The sequence below is a fragment of the Klenkia taihuensis genome (assembly GCF_900112525.1).
GTDB classification, from domain to species: domain Bacteria; phylum Actinomycetota; class Actinomycetes; order Mycobacteriales; family Geodermatophilaceae; genus Klenkia; species Klenkia taihuensis.
This window is the reverse complement of record NZ_FOMD01000001.1, coordinates 1,089,809-1,109,212: the sequence shown is the minus strand read 5'-3', so window position 1 is coordinate 1,109,212 and position 19,404 is coordinate 1,089,809. Positions and strand designations below refer to the sequence as shown.

20 protein-coding genes are annotated in these 19,404 nt (G+C 75.5%); 2 read left to right on the top strand and 18 right to left on the bottom strand.

Features of this window, described 5'->3' with window-relative positions; all coding sequences use genetic code 11:
• Positions 1 to 7: 7 nt before the first annotated feature.
• Together BM158_RS05585 and BM158_RS05580 are read right to left on the bottom strand one after the other, a co-directional pair.
• The gene (locus BM158_RS05585; protein WP_207506184.1) at positions 8 to 1,126 is read right to left on the bottom strand and encodes a glycosyltransferase; all 1,119 of its coding nucleotides are present in this window, start codon (positions 1,124 to 1,126) and stop codon (positions 8 to 10) included.
• Between the two features lie 64 nt (positions 1,127 to 1,190).
• Positions 1,191 to 1,943, bottom strand: coding sequence for a response regulator transcription factor (locus BM158_RS05580; protein ID WP_091555338.1), 753 nt, complete (start codon positions 1,941 to 1,943; stop codon positions 1,191 to 1,193).
• A gap of 277 nt (positions 1,944 to 2,220) precedes the next feature.
• Here BM158_RS05580 and BM158_RS05575 point away from each other — a divergent pair, with 277 nt between their 5' ends.
• Entirely contained in the window at positions 2,221 to 2,520 is a 300-nt protein-coding gene (locus tag BM158_RS05575) for a WhiB family transcriptional regulator (RefSeq protein ID WP_091061472.1), read from the top strand.
• Between the two features lie 141 nt (positions 2,521 to 2,661).
• On the opposite strand, the gene groL is transcribed toward BM158_RS05575, so the two are convergent.
• Both groL and groES read right to left on the bottom strand, forming a co-directional pair.
• Complete coding sequence (gene groL, locus BM158_RS05570; protein ID WP_091555336.1) at positions 2,662 to 4,305, bottom strand: chaperonin GroEL; 1,644 nt, start codon at positions 4,303 to 4,305, stop codon at positions 2,662 to 2,664.
• Positions 4,306 to 4,409: 104 nt separating this feature from the next.
• A complete protein-coding gene (gene groES, locus BM158_RS05565) occupies positions 4,410 to 4,718 on the bottom strand; it encodes a co-chaperone GroES (protein WP_091061468.1) in 309 nt (102 codons plus the stop codon).
• A 184-nt stretch (positions 4,719 to 4,902) separates the two neighbouring features.
• On the opposite strand from groES, the gene BM158_RS05560 reads away from it, so the two are divergent.
• Positions 4,903 to 6,126 (top strand): class I SAM-dependent methyltransferase, encoded by a 1,224-nt coding sequence (locus tag BM158_RS05560; protein WP_091556367.1) that lies wholly within the window; start codon positions 4,903 to 4,905, stop codon positions 6,124 to 6,126.
• Positions 6,127 to 6,132: 6 nt separating this feature from the next.
• Here the strand turns inward: BM158_RS05560 and tsaD are convergent, their stop codons facing one another.
• From tsaD to BM158_RS05490, 14 genes are all read right to left on the bottom strand, one after another.
• Positions 6,133 to 7,176 carry a tRNA (adenosine(37)-N6)-threonylcarbamoyltransferase complex transferase subunit TsaD gene (gene tsaD, locus BM158_RS05555; RefSeq protein ID WP_091555334.1) on the bottom strand — a complete coding sequence of 348 codons (1,044 nt, stop codon included), beginning with the start codon at positions 7,174 to 7,176 and terminating at the stop codon, positions 6,133 to 6,135.
• Complete coding sequence (gene rimI, locus BM158_RS05550; protein WP_229827629.1) at positions 7,169 to 7,606, bottom strand: ribosomal protein S18-alanine N-acetyltransferase; 438 nt, start codon at positions 7,604 to 7,606, stop codon at positions 7,169 to 7,171. Before rimI ends, tsaD begins: the two co-directional genes overlap by 8 nt.
• Positions 7,603 to 8,205 (bottom strand): tRNA (adenosine(37)-N6)-threonylcarbamoyltransferase complex dimerization subunit type 1 TsaB, encoded by a 603-nt coding sequence (gene tsaB, locus BM158_RS05545; RefSeq protein WP_091555332.1) that lies wholly within the window; start codon positions 8,203 to 8,205, stop codon positions 7,603 to 7,605. Before tsaB ends, rimI begins: the two co-directional genes overlap by 4 nt.
• Before the next feature lie 25 nt (positions 8,206 to 8,230).
• Complete coding sequence (gene tsaE, locus BM158_RS22285) at positions 8,231 to 9,172, bottom strand: tRNA (adenosine(37)-N6)-threonylcarbamoyltransferase complex ATPase subunit type 1 TsaE (protein ID WP_091555330.1); 942 nt, start codon at positions 9,170 to 9,172, stop codon at positions 8,231 to 8,233.
• Entirely contained in the window at positions 9,169 to 10,338 is a 1,170-nt protein-coding gene (locus BM158_RS05535; RefSeq protein WP_091555328.1) for an alpha/beta fold hydrolase, read from the bottom strand. The genes tsaE and BM158_RS05535 overlap by 4 nt, the downstream gene beginning before the upstream one ends.
• Positions 10,335 to 11,474, bottom strand: a complete 1,140-nt coding sequence (gene alr, locus BM158_RS05530) for an alanine racemase (RefSeq protein ID WP_091555326.1) — start codon at positions 11,472 to 11,474, stop codon at positions 10,335 to 10,337. The genes BM158_RS05535 and alr overlap by 4 nt, the downstream gene beginning before the upstream one ends.
• 31 nt (positions 11,475 to 11,505) lie before the next feature.
• The gene (locus BM158_RS05525) at positions 11,506 to 12,939 is read right to left on the bottom strand and encodes an NAD(P)H-hydrate dehydratase (RefSeq protein WP_191328648.1); all 1,434 of its coding nucleotides are present in this window, start codon (positions 12,937 to 12,939) and stop codon (positions 11,506 to 11,508) included.
• Positions 12,936 to 13,298, bottom strand: coding sequence for a holo-ACP synthase (locus BM158_RS05520; protein ID WP_229827630.1), 363 nt, complete (start codon positions 13,296 to 13,298; stop codon positions 12,936 to 12,938). Before BM158_RS05520 ends, BM158_RS05525 begins: the two co-directional genes overlap by 4 nt.
• A gap of 8 nt (positions 13,299 to 13,306) precedes the next feature.
• Complete coding sequence (gene glmS, locus BM158_RS05515) at positions 13,307 to 15,169, bottom strand: glutamine--fructose-6-phosphate transaminase (isomerizing) (RefSeq protein WP_091555320.1); 1,863 nt, start codon at positions 15,167 to 15,169, stop codon at positions 13,307 to 13,309.
• A 43-nt stretch (positions 15,170 to 15,212) separates the two neighbouring features.
• On the bottom strand, positions 15,213 to 16,556 hold the full coding sequence (glmM, locus tag BM158_RS05510) for a phosphoglucosamine mutase (RefSeq protein ID WP_091555317.1): 1,344 nt from the start codon (positions 16,554 to 16,556) through the stop codon (positions 15,213 to 15,215).
• Positions 16,557 to 16,567: 11 nt separating this feature from the next.
• A complete protein-coding gene (gene rpsI / locus BM158_RS05505; RefSeq protein WP_091555315.1) occupies positions 16,568 to 16,996 on the bottom strand; it encodes a 30S ribosomal protein S9 in 429 nt (142 codons plus the stop codon).
• Positions 16,993 to 17,436: a 50S ribosomal protein L13 gene (gene rplM / locus BM158_RS05500; RefSeq protein ID WP_091555313.1), complete on the bottom strand. Its 444-nt coding sequence runs from the start codon at positions 17,434 to 17,436 to the stop codon at positions 16,993 to 16,995. The genes rpsI and rplM overlap by 4 nt, the downstream gene beginning before the upstream one ends.
• 138 nt (positions 17,437 to 17,574) lie before the next feature.
• Complete coding sequence (locus BM158_RS05495) at positions 17,575 to 18,813, bottom strand: DUF7373 family lipoprotein (protein WP_131801975.1); 1,239 nt, start codon at positions 18,811 to 18,813, stop codon at positions 17,575 to 17,577.
• A 10-nt stretch (positions 18,814 to 18,823) separates the two neighbouring features.
• Positions 18,824 to 19,318: a beta-class carbonic anhydrase gene (locus tag BM158_RS05490; RefSeq protein ID WP_091555309.1), complete on the bottom strand. Its 495-nt coding sequence runs from the start codon at positions 19,316 to 19,318 to the stop codon at positions 18,824 to 18,826.
• Positions 19,319 to 19,404: the final 86 nt, after the last annotated feature.

Below are 19,404 nucleotides of genomic sequence, written 5' to 3'. Positions count from 1 at the left end.
AGCAGCCCTAGACGCGGGCCCGTTCCCGCGCGGCCGGCACCGCACCGCCCTCGCGGGGCCGGTAGACCACCAGCGCGTGGAAGACGAACCGCGCCACGAAGGCCACGGCGAGCGTGACCGCGGTGGCGATCGCGCTGTGCAGCACGCCGTGCGCCACCAGCCACCAGGCGATGGCGATGCGGATGGCGCTCTCGGTGTTGTTGAACAGCGCCGAGCGGAGGAACCGCCGCCAGGTGGGGTCGGCCGAGGCGACCAGGTCGGCGAAGACGAACCGCTCCTGCAGCAGGAAGTTGCCCACGATGGTGGCCTCGGCGGCGATCACCGCGGCCGGCAGGAACGACATGCCGAGGGCGACGAGCGCCGACACGATCGCCACGTTGGCCACCGCGCCGAGCGCGCCGATGAGCGCGAAGCCCGACATCCGGCCGAAGCGCAGGTCGACCAGCTGCCAGAGGAACCACAGGCCCTGGCGCAGCGAGGCCTTGGAGGACCCGCCGGTGCGCGCGCCGAAGGCGAAGGGCACCTCGCGGATCCGGCGCCGGCGCCGGACCAGCACCTCCAGCAGGATCTTGAAGCCCTTCGGCCGCAGCTCGTCGAGGTCGACCCGGTCCAGGTCGAGGGCGAAGAACCCGGTCATCGGGTCGCTGCAGGTGTGCAGCCGGGTCGGGAACATGGCCTTGGTGACCAGCGTGGTGGTGCGCGAGACGCCGTGCCGCAGCCACCCGGACAGGCCCTCGGCGGCCCCGCCGGCGGTGTAGCGGGAGGCGACGGCCACGTCGGCGCCCTCCAGCGCGTCCAGCAGCGCGGGCAGCACCTCCGGCGGGTGCTGCAGGTCGCCGTCGAGCACCGCGCACTGCCGCCCGCGGGCGGCGCGCAGCCCGGCGACCACGGCACCGGACAGCCCGCCCTCGGGCTCGGCCCGGTGGATGACCACCAGCCGGGAGCGCAGCGACGGTGCCTGGGCCCGGGCGACCGCGGCGGTGTCGTCGCGGGAGTCGTCGACCACCACGACCTCGGTGGCGGGCCCGCCGACGGCCGCGTCGACGCGGCGCAGCAGCTCGGCGATGTTCGCCGCCTCGTCGTAGGTCGGCACGACCACGCTGACGTCCACCCGGTCGCCGGTCATGGGTGCTGGGTCCTCGTCTGTCGGGGTGCGGACCCGTCGACCGTGCGGGGGTCGTCGGGCGGGGTCAGCTCATCATGCCGCGACGGAACCCGCTGGCGACCGCTTCGGCGCGGTCCTTGGCGCCGAGCTTGCGGAACAGCCGGCGCGCGTGGGTCTTGATGGTGTCCTCGGACAGGTAGAGCTCGCGGCCGATCTGGGCGTTGCTCTTGCCCTGGCTCATGCCGGTGAGCACCTGCATCTCGCGCACCGACAGGGTGACGGCGGGGACCTCGACGCGGACGGCGGCGCGCACCGTGGTGGGCGCGGCGGCCGCGAGGGCGGTGGAGCCGCCCCAGGCGGGGGCCGAGCCGGCGCCGACGGCCGACAGCGGGCCGGTGTGCGGCGGGCGGGCGGGCTCGGCGCGCAGGCCGACGCGGGACACGCCCAGGCCCATCTCCACGGGCGAGGCGTCCCAGCGCAGGTAGCCGCGGGCGCCGGCGGCGACGGCGGCCTGCACGCTCGCGGCGTCGTCGGGGGCGCCGAGGACCAGGACCGGCACCGTCGGGTGCTGGCGCAGCACCTGGGTGGCGACGGCCAGGCCGCTGTCGGTCGCCCGCTGGGTGCCGACCAGCAGGACGTCGGGCTGGCGGGTGGCCAGCCGGGCGAGCAGCGAGGCGGGGTCGCCCACGGCCTCGACACGCGCGACCGACGGCAGCGCGACCAGCCGGGAGGCCACGTCGTCGCGGACGCGCCGGCGCTCGTCGAACACCCACACGGTCGATCCGCCGACACCGTGCGAGCCGCCGTTCACCGCGGCCCGGGTCCTGTCCTCGATCACGTGTGCTCCTGTCCTCACCAGCCGTGCCCGTCCGGGGCACCGGTGTCCCCCACCCGGTGGTCGGCGGGGTCGTCACCCACCTTGATCCGCAGCCGGGGTGGTGCCCAGTGGGTGTCACCCCGGCGGGTGAGGAGCGCGGCGGCGACCGCCCGATGCACACATCCGGCGATCCCGCAGAAGGAGTTGATCGCGATCGTGTTTGGCGGTGATCACGCACGGGCAGTGGTGGCTGAGCGCCGGGCAGCACCCCGGTCGCCCGAGATCAGGAGGACCCCACATGGCCGACATCCGCCGCCTGCCCACCCCCGTCGCCGAGGTGTGGGACTGGCAACTGCACGGCGCCTGCCGTGGCGAGTCCACGTCCCTGTTCTTCCACCCCGACGGCGAGCGCGGTCCCGCCCGGGCCCGGCGCCAGGCTGCGGCGAAGGCCGTGTGCGGCACCTGCCCCGTCGTCGAGGCCTGCCTCAAGCACGCGCTGAGCGTCCGCGAGCCCTACGGGGTGTGGGGCGGCATGAGCGAGGAGGAGCGCACCCGGCTCATCGCCGCGGAGAACGCCCCGGTGCGCGTGGGCGTCTGACGCCCCGCACCACCCCCGGACCACGAAGGGCCGGTCGACCACGGATGGTCGACCGGCCCTTCGTCGTCGTGCGGCACCGGGACGGCCCCCTCCCAGGCCCCCGGGCGCGCAGCGCGCCCGGGGGTGGGAGGGGGTCCTTCCTCAGTGGGAGTGGCCGTGGCCCCCGTGCGAGTGGCCGTGGGTGTGGTGGCCACCGCCGTGGTCGTGGTCCTCCTCGGGCGCCTCGACGACGGCGGAGTCCGTCGTCAGCACCATCGCCGCGATCGAGGCGGCGTGCCCGAGGGCGGCCTTCGTGACCTTGACCGGGTCGAGCACGCCCTCGGCGGCCAGGTCGCCGTAGGCGCCGGTGGCGGCGTTGAAGCCCTGCCCGGAGCCGAGCTCGCGCACCTTGCCGACCACGACCGGACCCTCGAAGCCGGCGTTGGCCGCGATCTGGGTGAGCGGGGCGTCGAGGGCCTTGCGCACCGAGCGGGCGCCGGTGGCCTCGTCGCCGTCGAGGGTGAGCCCGTCGACGGCGGCCGCGGCGTGCACCAGGGCGGAGCCGCCCCCGGGGACGACGCCCTCCTCCACCGCGGCGCGGGTGGCGGCGATGGCGTCCTCGATGCGGTGCTTCTTCTCCTTCATCTCGACCTCGGTGGCCGCGCCGACGCGGATGACGCCGATGCCGCCGGCGAGCTTGGCCAGCCGCTCCTGCAGCTTCTCGCGGTCCCAGTCGGAGTCGGTCGACTCGATCTCGCGGCGGATCTGGGCGACCCGGTCGGAGACCGCGGTGGGCTGGCCGCCGCCGTCGACCAGGACGGTGTCGTCCTTGGTGACGGTGACCCGGCGGGCGGTGCCCAGCACCTCGAGGCCGACCTCGGCGAGCTTGAGGCCGACGTCCTCGCTGACGACCTGGCCGCCGGTGACGATGGCGAGGTCCTGCATGAAGGCCTTGCGGCGGTCACCGAAGAACGGCGACTTGACCGCGACGACCTTGACCGTCTTGCGGATGGAGTTGACCACCAGGGTGGACAGCGCCTCGCCCTCGACGTCCTCGGCGATGATCAGCAGCGGCCGGCCGCCGGTCGAGAGCACCTTCTCCAGCAGCGGCAGCAGGTCGGCCAGCGCGGAGACCTTGCCCGAGACCAGCAGCACGAGGGTGTCGTCGAGGACGGCCTCCATCGACTCCTGGTCGGTGACGAAGTACGGCGACAGGTAGCCCTTGTCGAAGGCCAGGCCCTCGGTGACGACCAGCTCGGTGTCCAGGGTGTTGGACTCCTCGACGGTGATGACGCCGTCCTTGCCGACCTTCTCCATGGCCTCGCCGATCAGGTCGCCGATGACGGCGTCCTGGGCGGAGATGGTGGCCACGTGGGCGATGGCCTGCCGGCCGTCGACGGGGATGGCGACCTCGTCCAGGGCGGCCTGCACCGCGGTGACGGCGGCGGTGATGCCGCGGCCCAGCGCGGTCGGGTTGGCGCCGGCGGCCACGTTGCGCAGGCCCTCGTGGACGAGGGCCTGGGCCAGCACGGTGGCGGTGGTGGTGCCGTCGCCGGCGACGTCGTTGGTCTTGGTGGCGACGTTCTTGGCCAGCTGCGCGCCGAGGTTCTCGAACGGGTCGTCGAGGTCGACCTCGCGGGCGATGGTGACGCCGTCGTTGGTGATGGTGGGGGCGCCGAACTTCTTGTCGATGACCACGTTGCGGCCGCGGGGGCCGAGGGTCACGCGGACGGCGTCGGCGAGCTTGTCGACGCCGCGCTCGAGGGCGCGGCGCGCGTCCTCGTCGAACTGGATGATCTTGGGCACGGAGGACCTCTCGATCTCAGGTACTGGGGGTGGGACGCGAACCGCCCCGGGACCCGGTGTTCACGGGTCGCCGGGGCGGTTGCAGGTGGAGCGGTGAGCTCAGCTCACTTCTCGACGACGGCCAGCAGGTCGCGGGCCGACAGCACGAGGTAGTCCTCGCCGGCGTAGCGCACCTCGGTGCCGCCGTACTTCGAGTAGACGACGACGTCGCCCACGTTGACGTCCAGGGGGACGCGGTTGCCGTTGTCGTCGATGCGGCCGGGGCCGACGGCGACGACGGTGCCCTCCTGGGGCTTCTCCTTGGCGGTGTCCGGGATGACCAGGCCGGAGGCGGTGGTGGTCTCGGCCTCGTTGGCCTGGACGACGACGCGGTCCTCGAGCGGCTTGATGCTGACCTTGGTGGCGGTGGTCACGTGGTGACTCCCCCTTCTCGTCCGACGAGCAGTGGATGGTGCTGACGCTGTGGCACGGGGGCCGGGGTCTGCCGTCGCGGGGGTCAGGCCCAGCCCGTGTCGGTTGGCACTCTACCCACCAGAGTGCCAGCCGCTCAACCGGGTCGGCCCCGGCCCGCCCAGGATCGTGGGCCAGGCTGTGCGGGTGCCGTCCGAGGTCGAGCAACCCGCTGAGGAGACCGTCCGCCAGCTGCGCCTGCTGGCCACCCCCACCGGCGCCGCGGCGCTGACCCGGGCGGCCGGGCTGCTGGCCGACCGCACCGACGTGGTCACCGCGCTGTCCCGGCTGCGCGCGGAGTTCGGGGCCGACCTCGGCGGGCCCGCGTGGGGCGTGGCCCGGCAGCGGGAGAGGGCCCGGCCGGTCTTCGGCGCCGACGCCGACCGGCTGCTGTTCACCGGCGACACCCTGGAGCAGGCCGGCCGGCCCGGGCTGGCCGACCGCCGCGCCGCGCGGCTGCTGGCCGGTGGGGTCGGCACCGCGGTCGACCTGGGCTGCGCGTCGGGCACCGACGCCCTCGCCCTCGCCCGGGCCGGCGCGTCGGTGGTCGCCGTCGACCGCGACCCGGTGGCCCGGGAGCTGACCGCGCACAACGCCGCAGCCCTCGGCCTGCCGGTGGACGTGCGCGACGCCGACGTGGTCGACCTGGTCGCGGCCGCCGCCGACGGGCAGGTCGCCGGGTGCGGCGCCGCCGTGCTGGACCCGGCGCGGCGGGCGCACGGCCGGCGCATCACCGACCCCGACGGCTGGTCCCCGCCGTGGTCGACCGTGACCGCGCTGCTGGACGCGGTGCCGCGCTGCGTGGTCAAGGTGGCGCCCGGCCTGGACCACGACCGGGTGCCCGGGGGCGTGGAGGCCGAGTGGGTGTCGGTCGGCGGGTCGATCGTCGAGGCGCTGCTGTGGGGCCGGGGCGTGTCGGCCACCTGGCGGCGGGCCACCGTCGTCCGGTCGGGGACCGTCCACGAGCTGACCGCGGACACCGACCCCGGCCGGGCCCCCGTCGCCGCCCCGCGCGGGTGGTTGCACGAGCCCGACCCCGCGGTCATCCGGTCCGGCCTGGTCGCCACGGTCGCGCAGCAGCTGGGCGCGACGCTGGTCGACGAGCAGATCGCCTACCTGACCTCCGACGCACCCGCCGACTCCCCCTGGGTCAGCTCCTACCGGGTCACCGACGTGCTGCCGTTCTCGGTCAAGCGGCTGAGGGCCCTGCTGCGCGAGCGCGGCATCGGCCGGGTGGTGGTCAAGAAGCGCGGGTCGGCCGTGGAGCCCGAGGCGCTGGTGAAGCAGCTGCGCGGGAAGGGCGAGGGGCGGGCGGTCGTCGTCGTCACCCGGGTGGCCGACGTCCCGACCGTCCTGCTCTGCGAGGGCTGAGGACCCTCAGCGCGAGACGACGTCGATCGGCAGCGAGCTGTCCGCGCCCAGGTCGGGCTCCGACGGCGCCACGCCGGCCATCACCAGCCGCGACCCGAGCGCGGCGACCATCGCGCCGTTGTCGGTGCACAGCCGCCGGCTGGGCACCCGCAGCACGATCCCGGCGGCGTCGCAGCGCTCCTGGGCGACCGCGCGCAGCCGCGAGTTGGCCGCCACTCCCCCGCCGATGACCAGGTGGTCCACGCCGTGGTCGCGGCACGCCCGCACCGCCTTGGCGGTGAGGACGTCGACGACGGCCTCCTGGAAGCTCGCCGCGACGTCGGGGACGCTGACGTGCACGCCGTCGCGCTGCTGGGCCTCCACCCACCGGGCGACGGCGGTCTTCAGGCCGGAGAAGGAGAAGTCGTAGGCCGGGTCGCGGGGGCCGGTCAGGCCGCGCGGGAAGGCGATCGACGCGGTGCCCTCCTGCGCGGCGCGGTCGATCGGCGGGCCGCCCGGGAAGGGCAGGTCGAGCACGCGGGCGACCTTGTCGAAGGCCTCGCCGGCGGCGTCGTCGACGGTGCGGCCGAGCTCGACGACGTCCTGGGACAGGTCGGGCACCAGCAGGATCGAGCTGTGCCCGCCGGAGACCAGCATGGCGATGCTGGGCTCGGCCAGGCGGCCGTGCTCGAGCTCGTCGACGGCGACGTGCGCGGCCAGGTGGTTGACCCCGTAGAGCGGGACCCCGAGGGCCAGGGCGTAGGCCTTCGCCGCGGCCACGCCGACCAGCAGCGCGCCGGTGAGCCCGGGCCCGCTGGTCACCGCGACGGCGTCCACGTCCGGCAGCGCCACCCCGGCGTCGGCCAGGGCGCGGTGCACGGTCGGGACCATCGCCTCCAGGTGCGCGCGCGAGGCGATCTCGGGGACCACGCCGCCGAACCGCTCGTGCTCGGCCATGCTCGTCGCGAGCGCGTCGGAGAGCAGCGTGTGCCCCCGCACCAGGCCGATGCCGGTCTCGTCGCAGCTGGTCTCGAACCCCAGCACCAGCGGCTGGTCGGTGCGCTCAGCCACGCTTCATCACCACCGCGTCCTCCCCGCTGTGGGGGTAGTAGTTCGGCCGCACGCCGATCGGGGCGAACCCGCGCCGGGCGTAGAGCCCCTGGGTCGCCTCGTCCGACGCCCGCACCTCGAGCAGGACGACGGGGCTGCGCCGGTCGGCCTCGGCCAGCAGCGCGTCCAGCAGCCGGCCGCCGATGCCCTGGCCCTGCCGGGACCCGGTGACCCCGATGGTCGCGACGTGCGCCTCGTCGGGGTAGGCGATCAGCCCGGCGTAGCCCACGACCTCGTCGCCGTCGACCGCGACGGTGTAGCTGCGGGTGTCGGTCATCCCCAGCTCCTCGAGGTACATGGCCCGGGTCCAGGTGTCGGGGGCGAAGAGCTCCTCCTCCAGCGCCATCACGGCGGTGAGGTCCTCCCGCGTCATCGGGCGCAGCTCGATCACCGGGTCACCGGCTTGCGGACCACGTTGGGCACCGCGTCGGGCCGGCGCAGGTAGAGCGGGGTCAGCGGCGCGGGTTCCCCGGCCGGGACGGCGCGCAGCAGACCGGCGGTGGTCACCTCGGCGGGTGCGACCTCCCGGCCCAGCCGCTCGGCGAACCGGGCGTCGCCCACGACCGGCAGGTCGGGCAGGTCCAGCTCCTCGGGCCGGCCGACGTCGGGCCCGCCCAGCGGGCCGCCGTCGTAGGCGCGCCAGTAGACCTCCTTGCGGCGGGCGTCGGTCACCACGACCCGGGGCCCCTCGCCGACCGCGTCCAGCGAGCAGACCCCGTGCACCGGGACGCCGACCACGTCGCCCAGCGCCGCGGCGGTCACGATGCCCACCCGCAGCCCGGTGTAGGGCCCCGGCCCCAGCCCGACGACCAGCCGGGCCAGGTCGGCCACGGCGACCCCGGCGCGGGCCAGCACGTCGGTCACCGTCGGGGTGAGCAGCTCGGCGTGCCGGGTGCCCGACGGGACGCCGGCCTCGGCCAGCACCCGGTCGCCGTCGGCCACGCCGACGACGAGGGTCGGCGTGGCGGTGTCGATCGCCAGGGTGAGCACGACCGACGAGGTTAGCCGGGCCCGGTCAGGGCAGCGTGGACTCGTCGACGTCGGGCAGGTCGACCGGCCAGCGGTCGGGCTCGTCGGCCAGGTCGAGCAGCGCGGGGAGGTCGCCGGGGTAGACCGTCTCACCGGTGCCGGCCAGCTCCTCGCGGGTCCACCACCGGTGGCCGAGGATCGTGCGCTGCTCGTCCTCGGTGTGGCCCAGGACCGAGACCTCGAAGGCGGGCACCCGGACGGCGTAGAACGTGTCGCGCTGGTCGACCACCACGTCGCTGAACCCGTGCCGCACCCGGCGCCGGGCCAGCGGGCCCCGCACCTGCGCGGGGTCGACCTGCAGGCCCGTCTCCTCGGCCAGCTCCCGGACCACGGCGGTGACGTCGTCCTCGCCGTCGTCGATGCCGCCGCCGGGGGTCATCCACCAGGTGACGACCGGGTCCAGGCCGGCGTCGCTGTCGTGGAACAGCAGCACCCGGCCGGCGTCGTCGACCAGCAGCACGCGGACCGAGGAGCGCTCGCGGGTGGGGCGCAGCCGGACGGTCCAGGAGGGCCCGTGCGGCACCAGGGTCGCCGTGCGGACGTCGTCGCCGGCGTCCCGGTCGAGCTCCACCACCAGGTGCTCGTCGGCGAGCTGCTCGACCAGCCCGTGCCCCCACTCCACGACGGTGACCGACTCCTCGAGGGTGGCGTCGAGGTCCAGGTCGTCGACGTCGAGCAGGGAGCCCAGCCGGTAGGCATCCACGTGCACCAGCGGCAGCCGGCCACCGCGGTGCACCCGGGCCAGCACGAACGTCGGCGAGGTGACCGGGCCGGGGACGCCGAGGCCGGCGCCGATGCCCTGGGTGAGCGCGGTCTTGCCCGCGCCCAGCGGCCCGGACAGCACCACGAGGTCGCCCGGGCGCAGCAGCCCGGCGAGCTCGGCACCCAGGGCCCGGGTGTCCTCCACCGTGGGCAGGGAGCGCCTCACCGGGCCGTCACCCGGCGCACCAGGTCGGTGAGCGCGGCGGTCACCGCGTCGGGGTCCTCCAGCAGCACCAGGTGCCCGGCGTGCGGCACCACCCGGTAGGTCAGGTCGCGGGCGCCCGCGGCGGTCAGCTCGGCCACGATGCGGTCGCTGTGGCCCTGCGGGATCAGCTTGTCCTCGTCGCCGGTGAGCACCAGCACCGGGATGTGCGCCAGCGGCTCGATGGCGGCCTCGGCGTCCAGGCCGACGATGGCCGGGTAGAACTCGGCGATCACCTCGACGGGCGTACCGGCGATCATCGCGTCGACGTAGTCGACCAGCCGCGGGTCGACGTCGTCGCGGGCGAAGGACAGCGCCCTGGTCGCCCAGCTGACCACGTCGGCGGCCGACCGGCGGACCCACTCGGCGAAGCCGGGCCGGTGCCGCATGACGAAGCCGGCCACCGGGAAGACCGCGGCCCGCAGCCGGGTGAGCACGCCGGGCAGGCCGAGGTCGAGGTCCTCCAGGCCGCCGGCCGACGTCGACACCAGGGCGACGCCGGCCACCCGCCCGCCGAACAGGTCGGGGCGGCGCGCGGCCAGCTGCAGCACCGTCATGCCGCCCATCGAGTGCCCGGCCAGCACGACCGGGCCGCGCGGCACCCGGGCGTCGAGCACCGCCACCAGGTCCTCGGCCAGCTGGTCGACGGTGGAGTGCTCGGAGTCGCCGCGGCCGGAGCCGCCGTGGCCCCGCTGGTCGTAGAACAGCAGCCGCGCGCGGGGCCGGTGCCCGTTGCCGGTGGCCAGCTCGCGGCCGAGGTCGCGGCGCTGGAAGGTCCACGAGGCCATCGACAGCGTGTAGCCGTGCACGAAGACCACGGTCAGCGGCGCGTCGACCGGGCCGACCTCCTCGACGTCGAGCAGCACGCCGTCGGTGGTGTGCACCAGCGCGGTGCGGTCGGCCGGGCGGGAGCGCCCGCCCAGCGGGTCCTCGGCGCGCTGCACCTCGGCCGGCTGGTCGGTGATGTCGACCTGCGGCAGCGGCAGCGCGCCCGGCACCGGCCCGACCTTGTCCGCCCGGACCCGGGAGGAGGCCGCCCGGGTGGCGGCCACGCCGACCGCGGTGCCCGCGGCGGCCAGGCCGAGCAGGCCGCCGACCAGGCCGACGGTGCGGGGCTGCGGGTGCTTCACGCCGGCACCCCCGCGGTGCCGGTGTGGACCCGCGCGAACCGGCCGCCGACGCGGGTGACCAGCTCGTAGTGGATGGTGTCCAGCACGTCGGCCCAGTCCTGCGCGGTGGGCTCCCCGCCGTCCCCGGGGCCCCAGAGCACGACCTCGTCGCCCGGTGCCAGCTCGTCGTCGCCGAGGTCGAGCACGAACTGGTCCATGCAGACCCGCCCGGCGATGGTGCGCCGGGCCCCGGCGGCCAGCACGGGCGCGCGGTTGCCGGCCGCCCGCGGCACGCCGTCGGCGTACCCCACGGGGACCAGCGCCAGGTTCGCCGCGGCCGCCGTGTGGTGCGTGTGCCCGTAGGACACCCCGGTCCCGGCGGGCACCCGCTTGGTCAGCGCCACGCGGGCGCGCACCGTCATCGCCGGGCGCAGCCCCTGGTCGGCCGGGTCGCCGCCGAGGGGGTCCAGGCCGTAGACGGCGACGCCAGGCCGGACCATGTCGTACCAGGTGTGCGGCAGCGCCACGGTGGCCGCGGAGTTGGCCAGGTGCCGCCGGGCGTCGGTCAGCCCGGCGCCGCGGGCCAGGGCGGTCGCCTCCTCGAAGACCGCGACCTGGGCGGCGATGGTGGGGTGGGTGGGCGCGTCGGCGTAGGCCAGGTGGCTCCACAGGCCGGTGACGCGGACGTCGCCGTCGGCCTCGGCCCGCACCGCGGCCTCCACCAGGGCGGGCCAGTCCTCCCGGGTGGCGCCCTCGCGCGAGAGGCCGGTGTCCACGAACAGCTGGACGGCGGCCGGGCGGCCGGTGGCCCGGGCGGCGTCGACCACCTCGGCCAGCGCCCAGCCGGCGTTGACCGAGAGCTCGACGTCGGCGGCGATGCCCGCGGCGTAGTCCGCGCCCGGGACGTGCTGCCAGGACAGCACCGGCGCGGTGACCCCAGCGGCGCGCAGCGCCAGGGCCTCCTCCAGGACGGTGACGCCCAGCGCGTCGGCACCGCCGGCCAGCGCGGCGCGGGCCGCGGGCACCAGGCCGTGGCCGTAGCCGTCGGCCTTGACCACGGCCATCAGCGGGCGGCCCACCCGCTCGCGCAGCACGGCGGTGTTGGCGGCGATGGCGTCGAGGTCGACGACCACCTCGGCACGGTTCTGCGGGCTCACGCGGGCGATCTTCCCAGCCCGGCGGGCGGGGTCAGCGCACCCGGTCGGTGAGCCGGTGCACGGCGGCGGGCAGGTGCGCCACGACGTCGGAGGCGATCAGCGGGCCGGCCGCCGCCGCGAGCTGGCCGGCGCGGCCGTGCAGGTGCGCCCCCGCCGCGGCGGCCTCGACGGCGGGCAGCCCGGTGGCGAGCAGCGCCCCGACGACCCCGCTGAGCACGTCGCCGGTGCCGGCGGTGGCCAGCCACGGCGTGCCGGTGCCGTTGACGAACACCGTGCCGTCGGCGTCGGCGACCACGGTCGCGTCGCCCTTGAGCAGCACCGTGGCCCCGAGGGCGGCGGCCGCGGCCCGGGCGGCGCCGACGCGGTCGGCCCCCAGGTCGAAGCCGAGCCGGGTGAACTCGCGGTCGTGCGGGGTGAGCACCGTCGGGGCGGTGCGGTCGCGGACCAGCTGCGGCTCGCGGGACACCAGGGTGAGGGCGTCGGCGTCGACGAGGACCGGCAGGTCGGTGGCCAGCACCTCGGCCAGCACGCTGCGCGCCTCGTCGTCGGTGCCGCCACCGGGCCCGACCACCCAGGCCTGCACCCGGCCGGCGTCGGCGGGCCGGCCGTCGGTGACGATCGCCTCCGGCCAGGCGGCGCGCACGCCGTCGGCCGCGGTGCCGGCGTAGCGGACCAGCCCCGGCCGGGTGCGCAGCGCGGCGCCGGTGCACAGCACGGCCGCCCCCGGGTAGGTGGCCGAGCCGGCGTGCACGCCGACCACGCCCTGCGAGTACTTGTCGTCGCCGGCGCCCGGGTCGGGCAGCAGCGCGGCCACGTCGGCGTCGGTGAGCTGCCGCGCCGCCGGGGCGGGCAGGTCCAGGCCCAGGTCGACCAGGTGCACGACGCCGGCGTGCCCGCGCCCCTCCCCCACGACCAGCCCGACCTTGACCGCGCCGAAGGTCACCGTGTGCTGGGCGGGGAAGGCCTCGCCCTCGACCGCCCCGGTGTCGGCGTCCACCCCGCTGGGCACGTCCACGGCCACCAGCAGGCCGGGGCCGGCGACCGCCCGCGCGACCGCGTCGGCCGCCGCCGGGCGCAGCCCGCCCCGGCCGCCGATGCCGGTGATGCCGTCCAGGACGAGGTCGGCCCGCCCCAGCCCGGCCGCGGCGGCGTCGGTGACCACCCGGCCCCCGGCCCGGCGCAGGGCGGCCAGGCCGGCGGCGTGCGCGCGGCCGGGGTCCAGCAGCAGCGCGGTCACGGCGGCGCCGCGACCGGCCAGCGCCGCGCCCGCCCACAGGGCGTCGCCGCCGTTGTCGCCCGCGCCGACGAGCAGGGTCACCCGCACGCCGACGGCCCGGCCGACCAGCCGGAGGCAGGCGGTGGCCAGGCCGGTGGCGGCGCGCTGCATGAGCGCACCGCCCGGCGTCCGCGCCAGCACCGGCTCCTCCGCCGTCCGCACCTGGTCGGCCGTGTACAGGCCGGTCACGCCCCGCCCTCCGCGATCACCACGGCGGAGGCGATGCCCCCGTCGTGGCTCAACGACACGTGCCAGCCGGTGACGCCGAGCTCGGCGGCGCGGGCGGCGACGGTGCCGCGGACGGTGAGCAGCGGCCGGCCGTGCTCGCCGACGGTGACCTCGGCGTCGTGCCAGTGCAGGTCACCGGGCGCGCCCAGCGCCTTGGCCAGCGCCTCCTTGGCGGCGAACCGCGCGGCGAGGGACTCCCCGGTGCGCGGCGCGCCGGACGGGGTGACCTGCTCGGCGGCGGTGAACAGCCGGTCGCGCAGGCCCGGCGTGCGCGTCAGCGACGCGGCGAACCGCTCCACCGGGCACACGTCGATCCCCACGCCGACGATCACTCCACGGTCACGCTCTTGGCCAGGTTGCGGGGCATGTCCACGTCCAGGCCCCGGGTGTCGGCGATCTCGCAGGCCAGGATCTGCAGCGGCACGGTGGTGACCACCGGCGCCAGCAGGGTCGGCGTGCGCGGCACCCGGATGACGTGGTCGGCGTAGGGCAGCACGTCGTCGTCGCCCTCCTCGGCGATCACGATGGTGCGCGCCCCGCGGGCCCGGACCTCCTGGATGTTGGACACCACCTTGCCGTGCAGCGACTCCCGGCCGTGCGGCGACGGCGCGATGACCACCACCGGCGTGCCGTCGCCGATCAGCGCGATCGAGCCGTGCTTGAGCTCGCCGGCGGCGAAGCCCTCGGCGTGGATGTAGGCCAGCTCCTTGAGCTTGAGCGCGCCCTCCAGGGCCACCGGGTAGCCCACGTGCCGGCCCAGGAACAGCAGGGTCGACTCGGTGGCCAGCGACCGGCCCAGCTCGCGGACCTCGTCCATCCCGGCCAGCACCTCGCGCACCTGGTCGGGCAGCTTGCGCAGCTCGGCGACCACGGCGGCCACCTCGTCCTCGTACTTCAGCCCGCGCACCTGGGCCAGGAAGAGCCCGACCAGGTAGCAGGCCACCACCTGGGTGAGGAAGCCCTTGGTGGAGGCGACCGCGACCTCGGGTCCGGCCCGGGTGTAGAGGACCGCGTCGGACTCGCGCGGGATGGTCGACCCGTTGGCGTTGCAGATCGCCAGCACCCGGGCCTGCTGCTCCTTGGCGTGCCGCAGCGCCATGAGGGTGTCCATCGTCTCGCCGGACTGGGAGATGACCACGACCAGCGTGGAGCGGTCCAGCACCGGGTCGCGGTAGCGGAACTCGCTGGCCAGCTCCACCTCGACGGGGATGCGGGTCCAGTGCTCGATGGCGTACTTGGCGATCAGCCCGGCGTGGTAGGCGGTGCCGCAGGCGATGACGAAGATCTTCGTGATGCCGCGCAGGTCCTCGTCGGAGATGCGCACCTCGTCGAGCACGATCTCGCCGCGGTTGCCGAGTCGGCCGAGCAGGGTGTCGGCGACGGCCTGCGGCTGCTCGTCGATCTCCTTGAGCATGAACCAGTCGTAGCCGGCCTTGCCCGCGGCCTCGGCCTCCCAGTCGACGGTGTAGGCGGTGGGCTCGACGCGGTTGCCGGCGAAGTCGGTGACGGTGACACCCCGGGCGCGGTCGAGCTCCACGACCTGGTCCTGGCCGAGCTCGAGGGCGTTGCGGGTGTGGCCGATGAAGGCCGCCACGTCCGAGCCCAGGAAGTACTCGCCGTCCCCGACCCCGGCGACCAACGGGGAGTTGCGGCGGGAGGCGACCAGGGTGTCGGGCTCGGCGGCGTGGCTGGCCACCAGGGTGAACGCGCCCTCCAGCCGGCGGGACACCTGGCGCATCGCCTCGGCCAGGCGTCCCTCGCCCTCGGCGATGGTTGGGTAGACCGCGGCCAGCAGGTGCGCGACGACCTCGGTGTCGGTCTCGGAGGCGAACTCGACGCCGGTGGCCTCGACCTCGGCGCGCAGCGCGGCGAAGTTCTCGATGATCCCGTTGTGGATGACCGCCACGGTGCCGTCGGCGGACAGGTGCGGGTGCGCGTTGCGGTCGGTGGGGCCGCCGTGGGTGGCCCAGCGGGTGTGCCCGATGCCGATGGTGGCCGGCGGGAGGGCCCGCTCGGCGAGCTCCTTCTCCAGGTTCGCGACCTTGCCGGCCTTCTTGGCGAAGGACAGCTCGCCGCCGGCCAGGACCGCGACGCCGGCGGAGTCGTACCCGCGGTACTCCAACCGCCGCAGGCCCTCCAGGACGACGTCCAACGCGTTCTGAGGACCGACGTACCCCACGATGCCGCACATGGGGACCGACGATACGTTGCCCCGGCTCCGGCGCGGTGCCGTCTCAGACGGCGGCGACGACCTCGGCCAGCCGCCGGGCGACCTCGTCGGCCTGCTCCTGGGTGGGCGCCTCGACCATCACCCGGACCAGCTGCTCGGTGCCCGAGGGGCGCAGCAGCACCCGACCGGCCTCGCCGAGCTCCTCCTCGACCGCGTTCACCGCGCGGGCGACGTCGTCGCTCTCGCTGACCGCGATCCGGTCGGCGACCGGCACGTTGACCAGCACCTGGGGCAGCTTGCGGACGACGGCGGCCAGCTCGGCCAGCGACGACCCGGTGGCGGCCATGCGCCCCATCAGCATGAGCCCGGTGAGCAGGCCGTCGCCGGTGGTGGCGTGGTCGAGGAAGACCAGGTGGCCGCTCTGCTCCCCGCCCAGGGACAGCCCGCGGGTGCGCAGGGTCTCCAGCACGTACCGGTCGCCCACCGCGGTGGTGGCCACGGCGATGCCGGCGTCGCGCATCGTGTGGTGGAAGCCCAGGTTGCTCATCACGGTGGCCACGACCGTGTCGCCGGTGAGCCGGCCGGCCTCGTGCAGGCCGAGGGCGCAGACGGCCAGGATGCCGTCGCCGTCGACGACGTCGCCGCCGGCGGTGACCGCCAGGCAGCGGTCGGCGTCGCCGTCGTGGGCCAGGCCCAGGTCGGCGCCGGTCTCGCGGACGGCGTCGCGCACGGGACCGAGGTGGGTGGAGCCGACGCCGTCGTTGATGTTCCAGCCGTCGGGCTCGGCACCGATGACGTGCACCGTGGCCCCGGCGCGGCGGTAGACCTCCGGTGCCAGGGCACTGGCCGCGCCGTGCGCGCAGTCCACGACCACGCTCACGCCGGCCAGGGGGCCGGGGACGGCGGCCAGCAGGTGGTCGGCGTAGCGGGCACCGGCGTCGGCGACGTCCCGCACCCGGCCGACGTCGCGGCCGGTGGGCCGGTGGCCGGCGCCGTCGGGGCCGGCGAGGACGCCGCGCTCGACCGCGGCCTCGACCGCGTCGGGCAGCTTGTGCCCACCGCGGGAGAAGAGCTTGATGCCGTTGTCGGGCATCGGGTTGTGGCTCGCCGAGAGCATGACGCCCAGGTCGGCGTCCAGCGCGGCGGTGAGGTGGGCGACGGCCGGGGTGGGCAGCACACCCACCCGCAGCACCTCGGCGCCGGCGCTGGTGAGGCCCGCGACGACCGCGGCCTCGAGCATCTCCCCGCTCGCGCGGGGGTCGCGGCCGACGACCGCGACGGGACGGTGCGTCCCGTCGCGGTCGGCCAGCACGCCGGCGGCAGCGCGTGCCACCGAGAGGGCCAACTCCGGCGTGAGGTCGGCGTTGGCCCGGCCCCGGACGCCGTCGGTGCCGAAGAGGCGACCCACGGACGACCCGGTCAGCGCTTGGAGTACTGGGGCGCCTTGCGGGCCTTCTTCAGCCCGTACTTCTTGCGCTCGGTGACGCGGGCGTCGCGGGTGAGGAAGCCGGCGCGCTTGAGGGCCGGACGGTCCTCGGGCTCGACCTCGATCAGCGCGCGGGCGATGGCCAGGCGCAGCGCACCGGCCTGGCCGGTCACGCCGCCGCCCTTGAGCAGGCCGACGACGTCGTAGGTCTCGCCCTTCTCCAGGATGACCAGGGGCTCACGGATGAGCTGCTGGTGCACCTTGTTGGGGAAGTAGTCCTCGAGGGTGCGGCCGTTGAGCCGGAACTGGCCGGTGCCGGGCAGCAGGCGCACCCGGACGATGGCCTCCTTGCGCCGGCCCACGGTCTGCACGGGGCGGCCGTCGGCGTCGGTCACGTTCTGCGCCGTCAGGGGCGTGGTCACTGGGACACCTGCTTGATCTCGAAGGTCTGGGGCTGCTGGGCGGCGTGCGGGTGCTCGGGCCCGGCGTAGACCTTGAGCTTGGAGAGCATCTGCCGGCCCAGCGAGTTGTGCGGCAGCATGCCCTTGACGGCGCGCTCGACGACGCGGTCGGGGCGGGTCTTCAGCTCGTCGCCGACGTTGATGGCCTTGAGGCCACCCGGGTAGCCCGAGTGCCGGTAGGCGGTCTTGACGTCGCGCTTGGAGCCGGTGAGGGCGATCTTGCCCGCGTTGATGACGACGACGAAGTCGCCGGCGTCCACGTGCGGGGCGAACTGCGGCTTGTGCTTGCCGCGCAGCAGCTGCGCGGTCTGGCTGGCCAGTCGACCGAGCACCACGTCGGTGGCGTCGATGACGTGCCAGGCCCGGGTGATGTCACCGGGCTTGGGGGTGTACGTGCGCACGGGTATGCCCACTTCCTCGTCGTCGGGGTGGCTGGTGGGTTCGCCTCACCGAGCACGGGAGACGTGGTGACGGCGCGCGGGCACCAGCCGACGGTGCGCGCCAGCGGACGACGATACCAGCCGGCCGGGCCGGGCCGGTCAGCCGTCGATGAGGTCCCGCTGCTGCGGCAGCAGGGCGTTCATCTGGGTGTAGTCGTCGGCGGCGTCCAGACCCAGGACGTCGATGCTGGCCAGGTAGCTGCCGTAGCCGACGTAGCAGCGCTGGTAGAAGCTGCCGCCGCCGTTGTCGAAGGCGAAGCAGGGCGCCTCGGGGATGGCCGGGAGGTCGAACCCGGTGCCGCCGAAGGCGGTGGCCTCCAGCTGGGCGAACCCGTTGTAGACCGCGTTGGTCTGCTCCGACGTCGGGAAGGTGTACAGCGACACCGCGTAGTCCAGGCCCGCCTCCTCGTCGTAGGAGGTGCGGTAGAACGAGCCGGCGAACCCGTTGGCGCTGAGCAGCTGGCGCTCCGCGACCGGGTCGATGGCCAGCCGCAGGTAGCCCTCCAGGTCGTAGGAGCCGGTGAAGCGGGTGTTGTCGCCGGGGGTCTGGAGCGCGAACGGGGCCAGGCCCAGCGGGTCGGTGGGCAGGGAGGGCACCTGGTCCTGCGGGGTGGGCTGGAAGCCCTGCAGCAGGGCCAGCTGGTCGGTGAGCTGCCGGGTGGCCAGGTCGGCTCCGCCGCCGGAGGGGGCGTCGAGGTAGGCGTAGGCCAGCATCCGGCCGCTGGGCACCCACACCTGCACGGTCTCGGTGGGGGCGCCCGCGGAGTCCGAGCCGCCGGTCGACAGCGCCCCGGTCACGCCCAGGTCGGGCAGCTCGAGCGGCTCGTAGTCACCGCTGCCCAGCTCCAGGGAGATCCCGTTGAGCGTCTCCGCGGCCGCCACGGCGGAGTCGGGGTCGCTCATCTCCGAGACCAGGATCAGCGTGCCGTTGTTCGCGGCGTCCTGCGCGCAGTTGCCCCAGCCGGCCACGAAGCCCCAGCGGTCGAGCTCCTGGCCGACCCGGCCGTCGCCGAAGTAGAGGCCGTCGACGCTGCTGCCGGATCCGAACGGGCCGCTCGGGAAGCAGGACTCGGTCCGCTCGGGGCTGGTGGTGGTGACCAGGGAGCTGACCGCGGCGATGCGGCGCGCCTCGGCGCCGGTGCCCGGGCCGACCTCGGGGGCCGGGGTGACCTGGCCGGTGGGCGCCGCGCTCGTGCCGGTGGCCGCCGAGCTGCTGGTGGGTGCGGCCGACGTGGGGGCCGGGCTGGCCGTCCCCTCGACCGAGCTGGTGCAGCCCGCCAGCAGCGCGGCCGCGCCCAGCGCGACCACCGACCTCCACGCACAGCGGGCACCCAGCACGGCGGTGAGCCTACGAGGTGGGGTGGACCTCGCGCAGTTCCCCGGTGGTCACGTCGTACACCGTGCCGCGCACCTCGTGGGACAGCAGGTAGGGCGTCGACCGCAGGATGGCCATCGACTCGCGGACGTCGGCGTCCAGGTCGGTGAAGGTCCGGCCCACCCACGGTGGCCGGTGCCCGGTGGCCTGCTCGACGGTGTCGGCCAGCGCGCGGTCGTCGGTCTTCTGCATCCCGCAGTCGGTGTGGTGCACCAGCACGGTCTCGCGGGTGCCGAGCAGGTGCTGGGAGATGGTCAGCGACCGCAGCACGTCCTCGGTGATGATGCCGCCGGCGTTGCGGATGACGTGCGCGTCGCCGACCTCGAGGCCCAGCAGCGGGAACAGCGGCATGCGGGAGTCCATGCAGGCGACGACGGCGACCTTGCGGGCCGGCTGCACCGGCCGCGAACCCGGGAAGCGCTGCGCCCACTCGGCGTTGGCCTCGAGCATCCGGTCGATCTCGGTCACGTCGCTCTCCTCGTGGGACGGTGGCTGGTCCGGCGACGGCGAACCTAGCTGCGGGACCCGGGCACCGCACGCGCACGCCGTCGGCG

Coding starts and splice junctions, on each gene's coding strand:
- BM158_RS05585 (WP_207506184.1), bottom strand. CDS start 1,126: ATGACCGGCGACCGGGTGGACGTCAGCGTGGTCGTGCCGACCTACGAC.
- BM158_RS05575 (WP_091061472.1), top strand. CDS start 2,221: ATGGCCGACATCCGCCGCCTGCCCACCCCCGTCGCCGAGGTGTGGGAC.
- glmS (WP_091555320.1), bottom strand. CDS start 15,169: ATGTGCGGCATCGTGGGGTACGTCGGTCCTCAGAACGCGTTGGACGTC.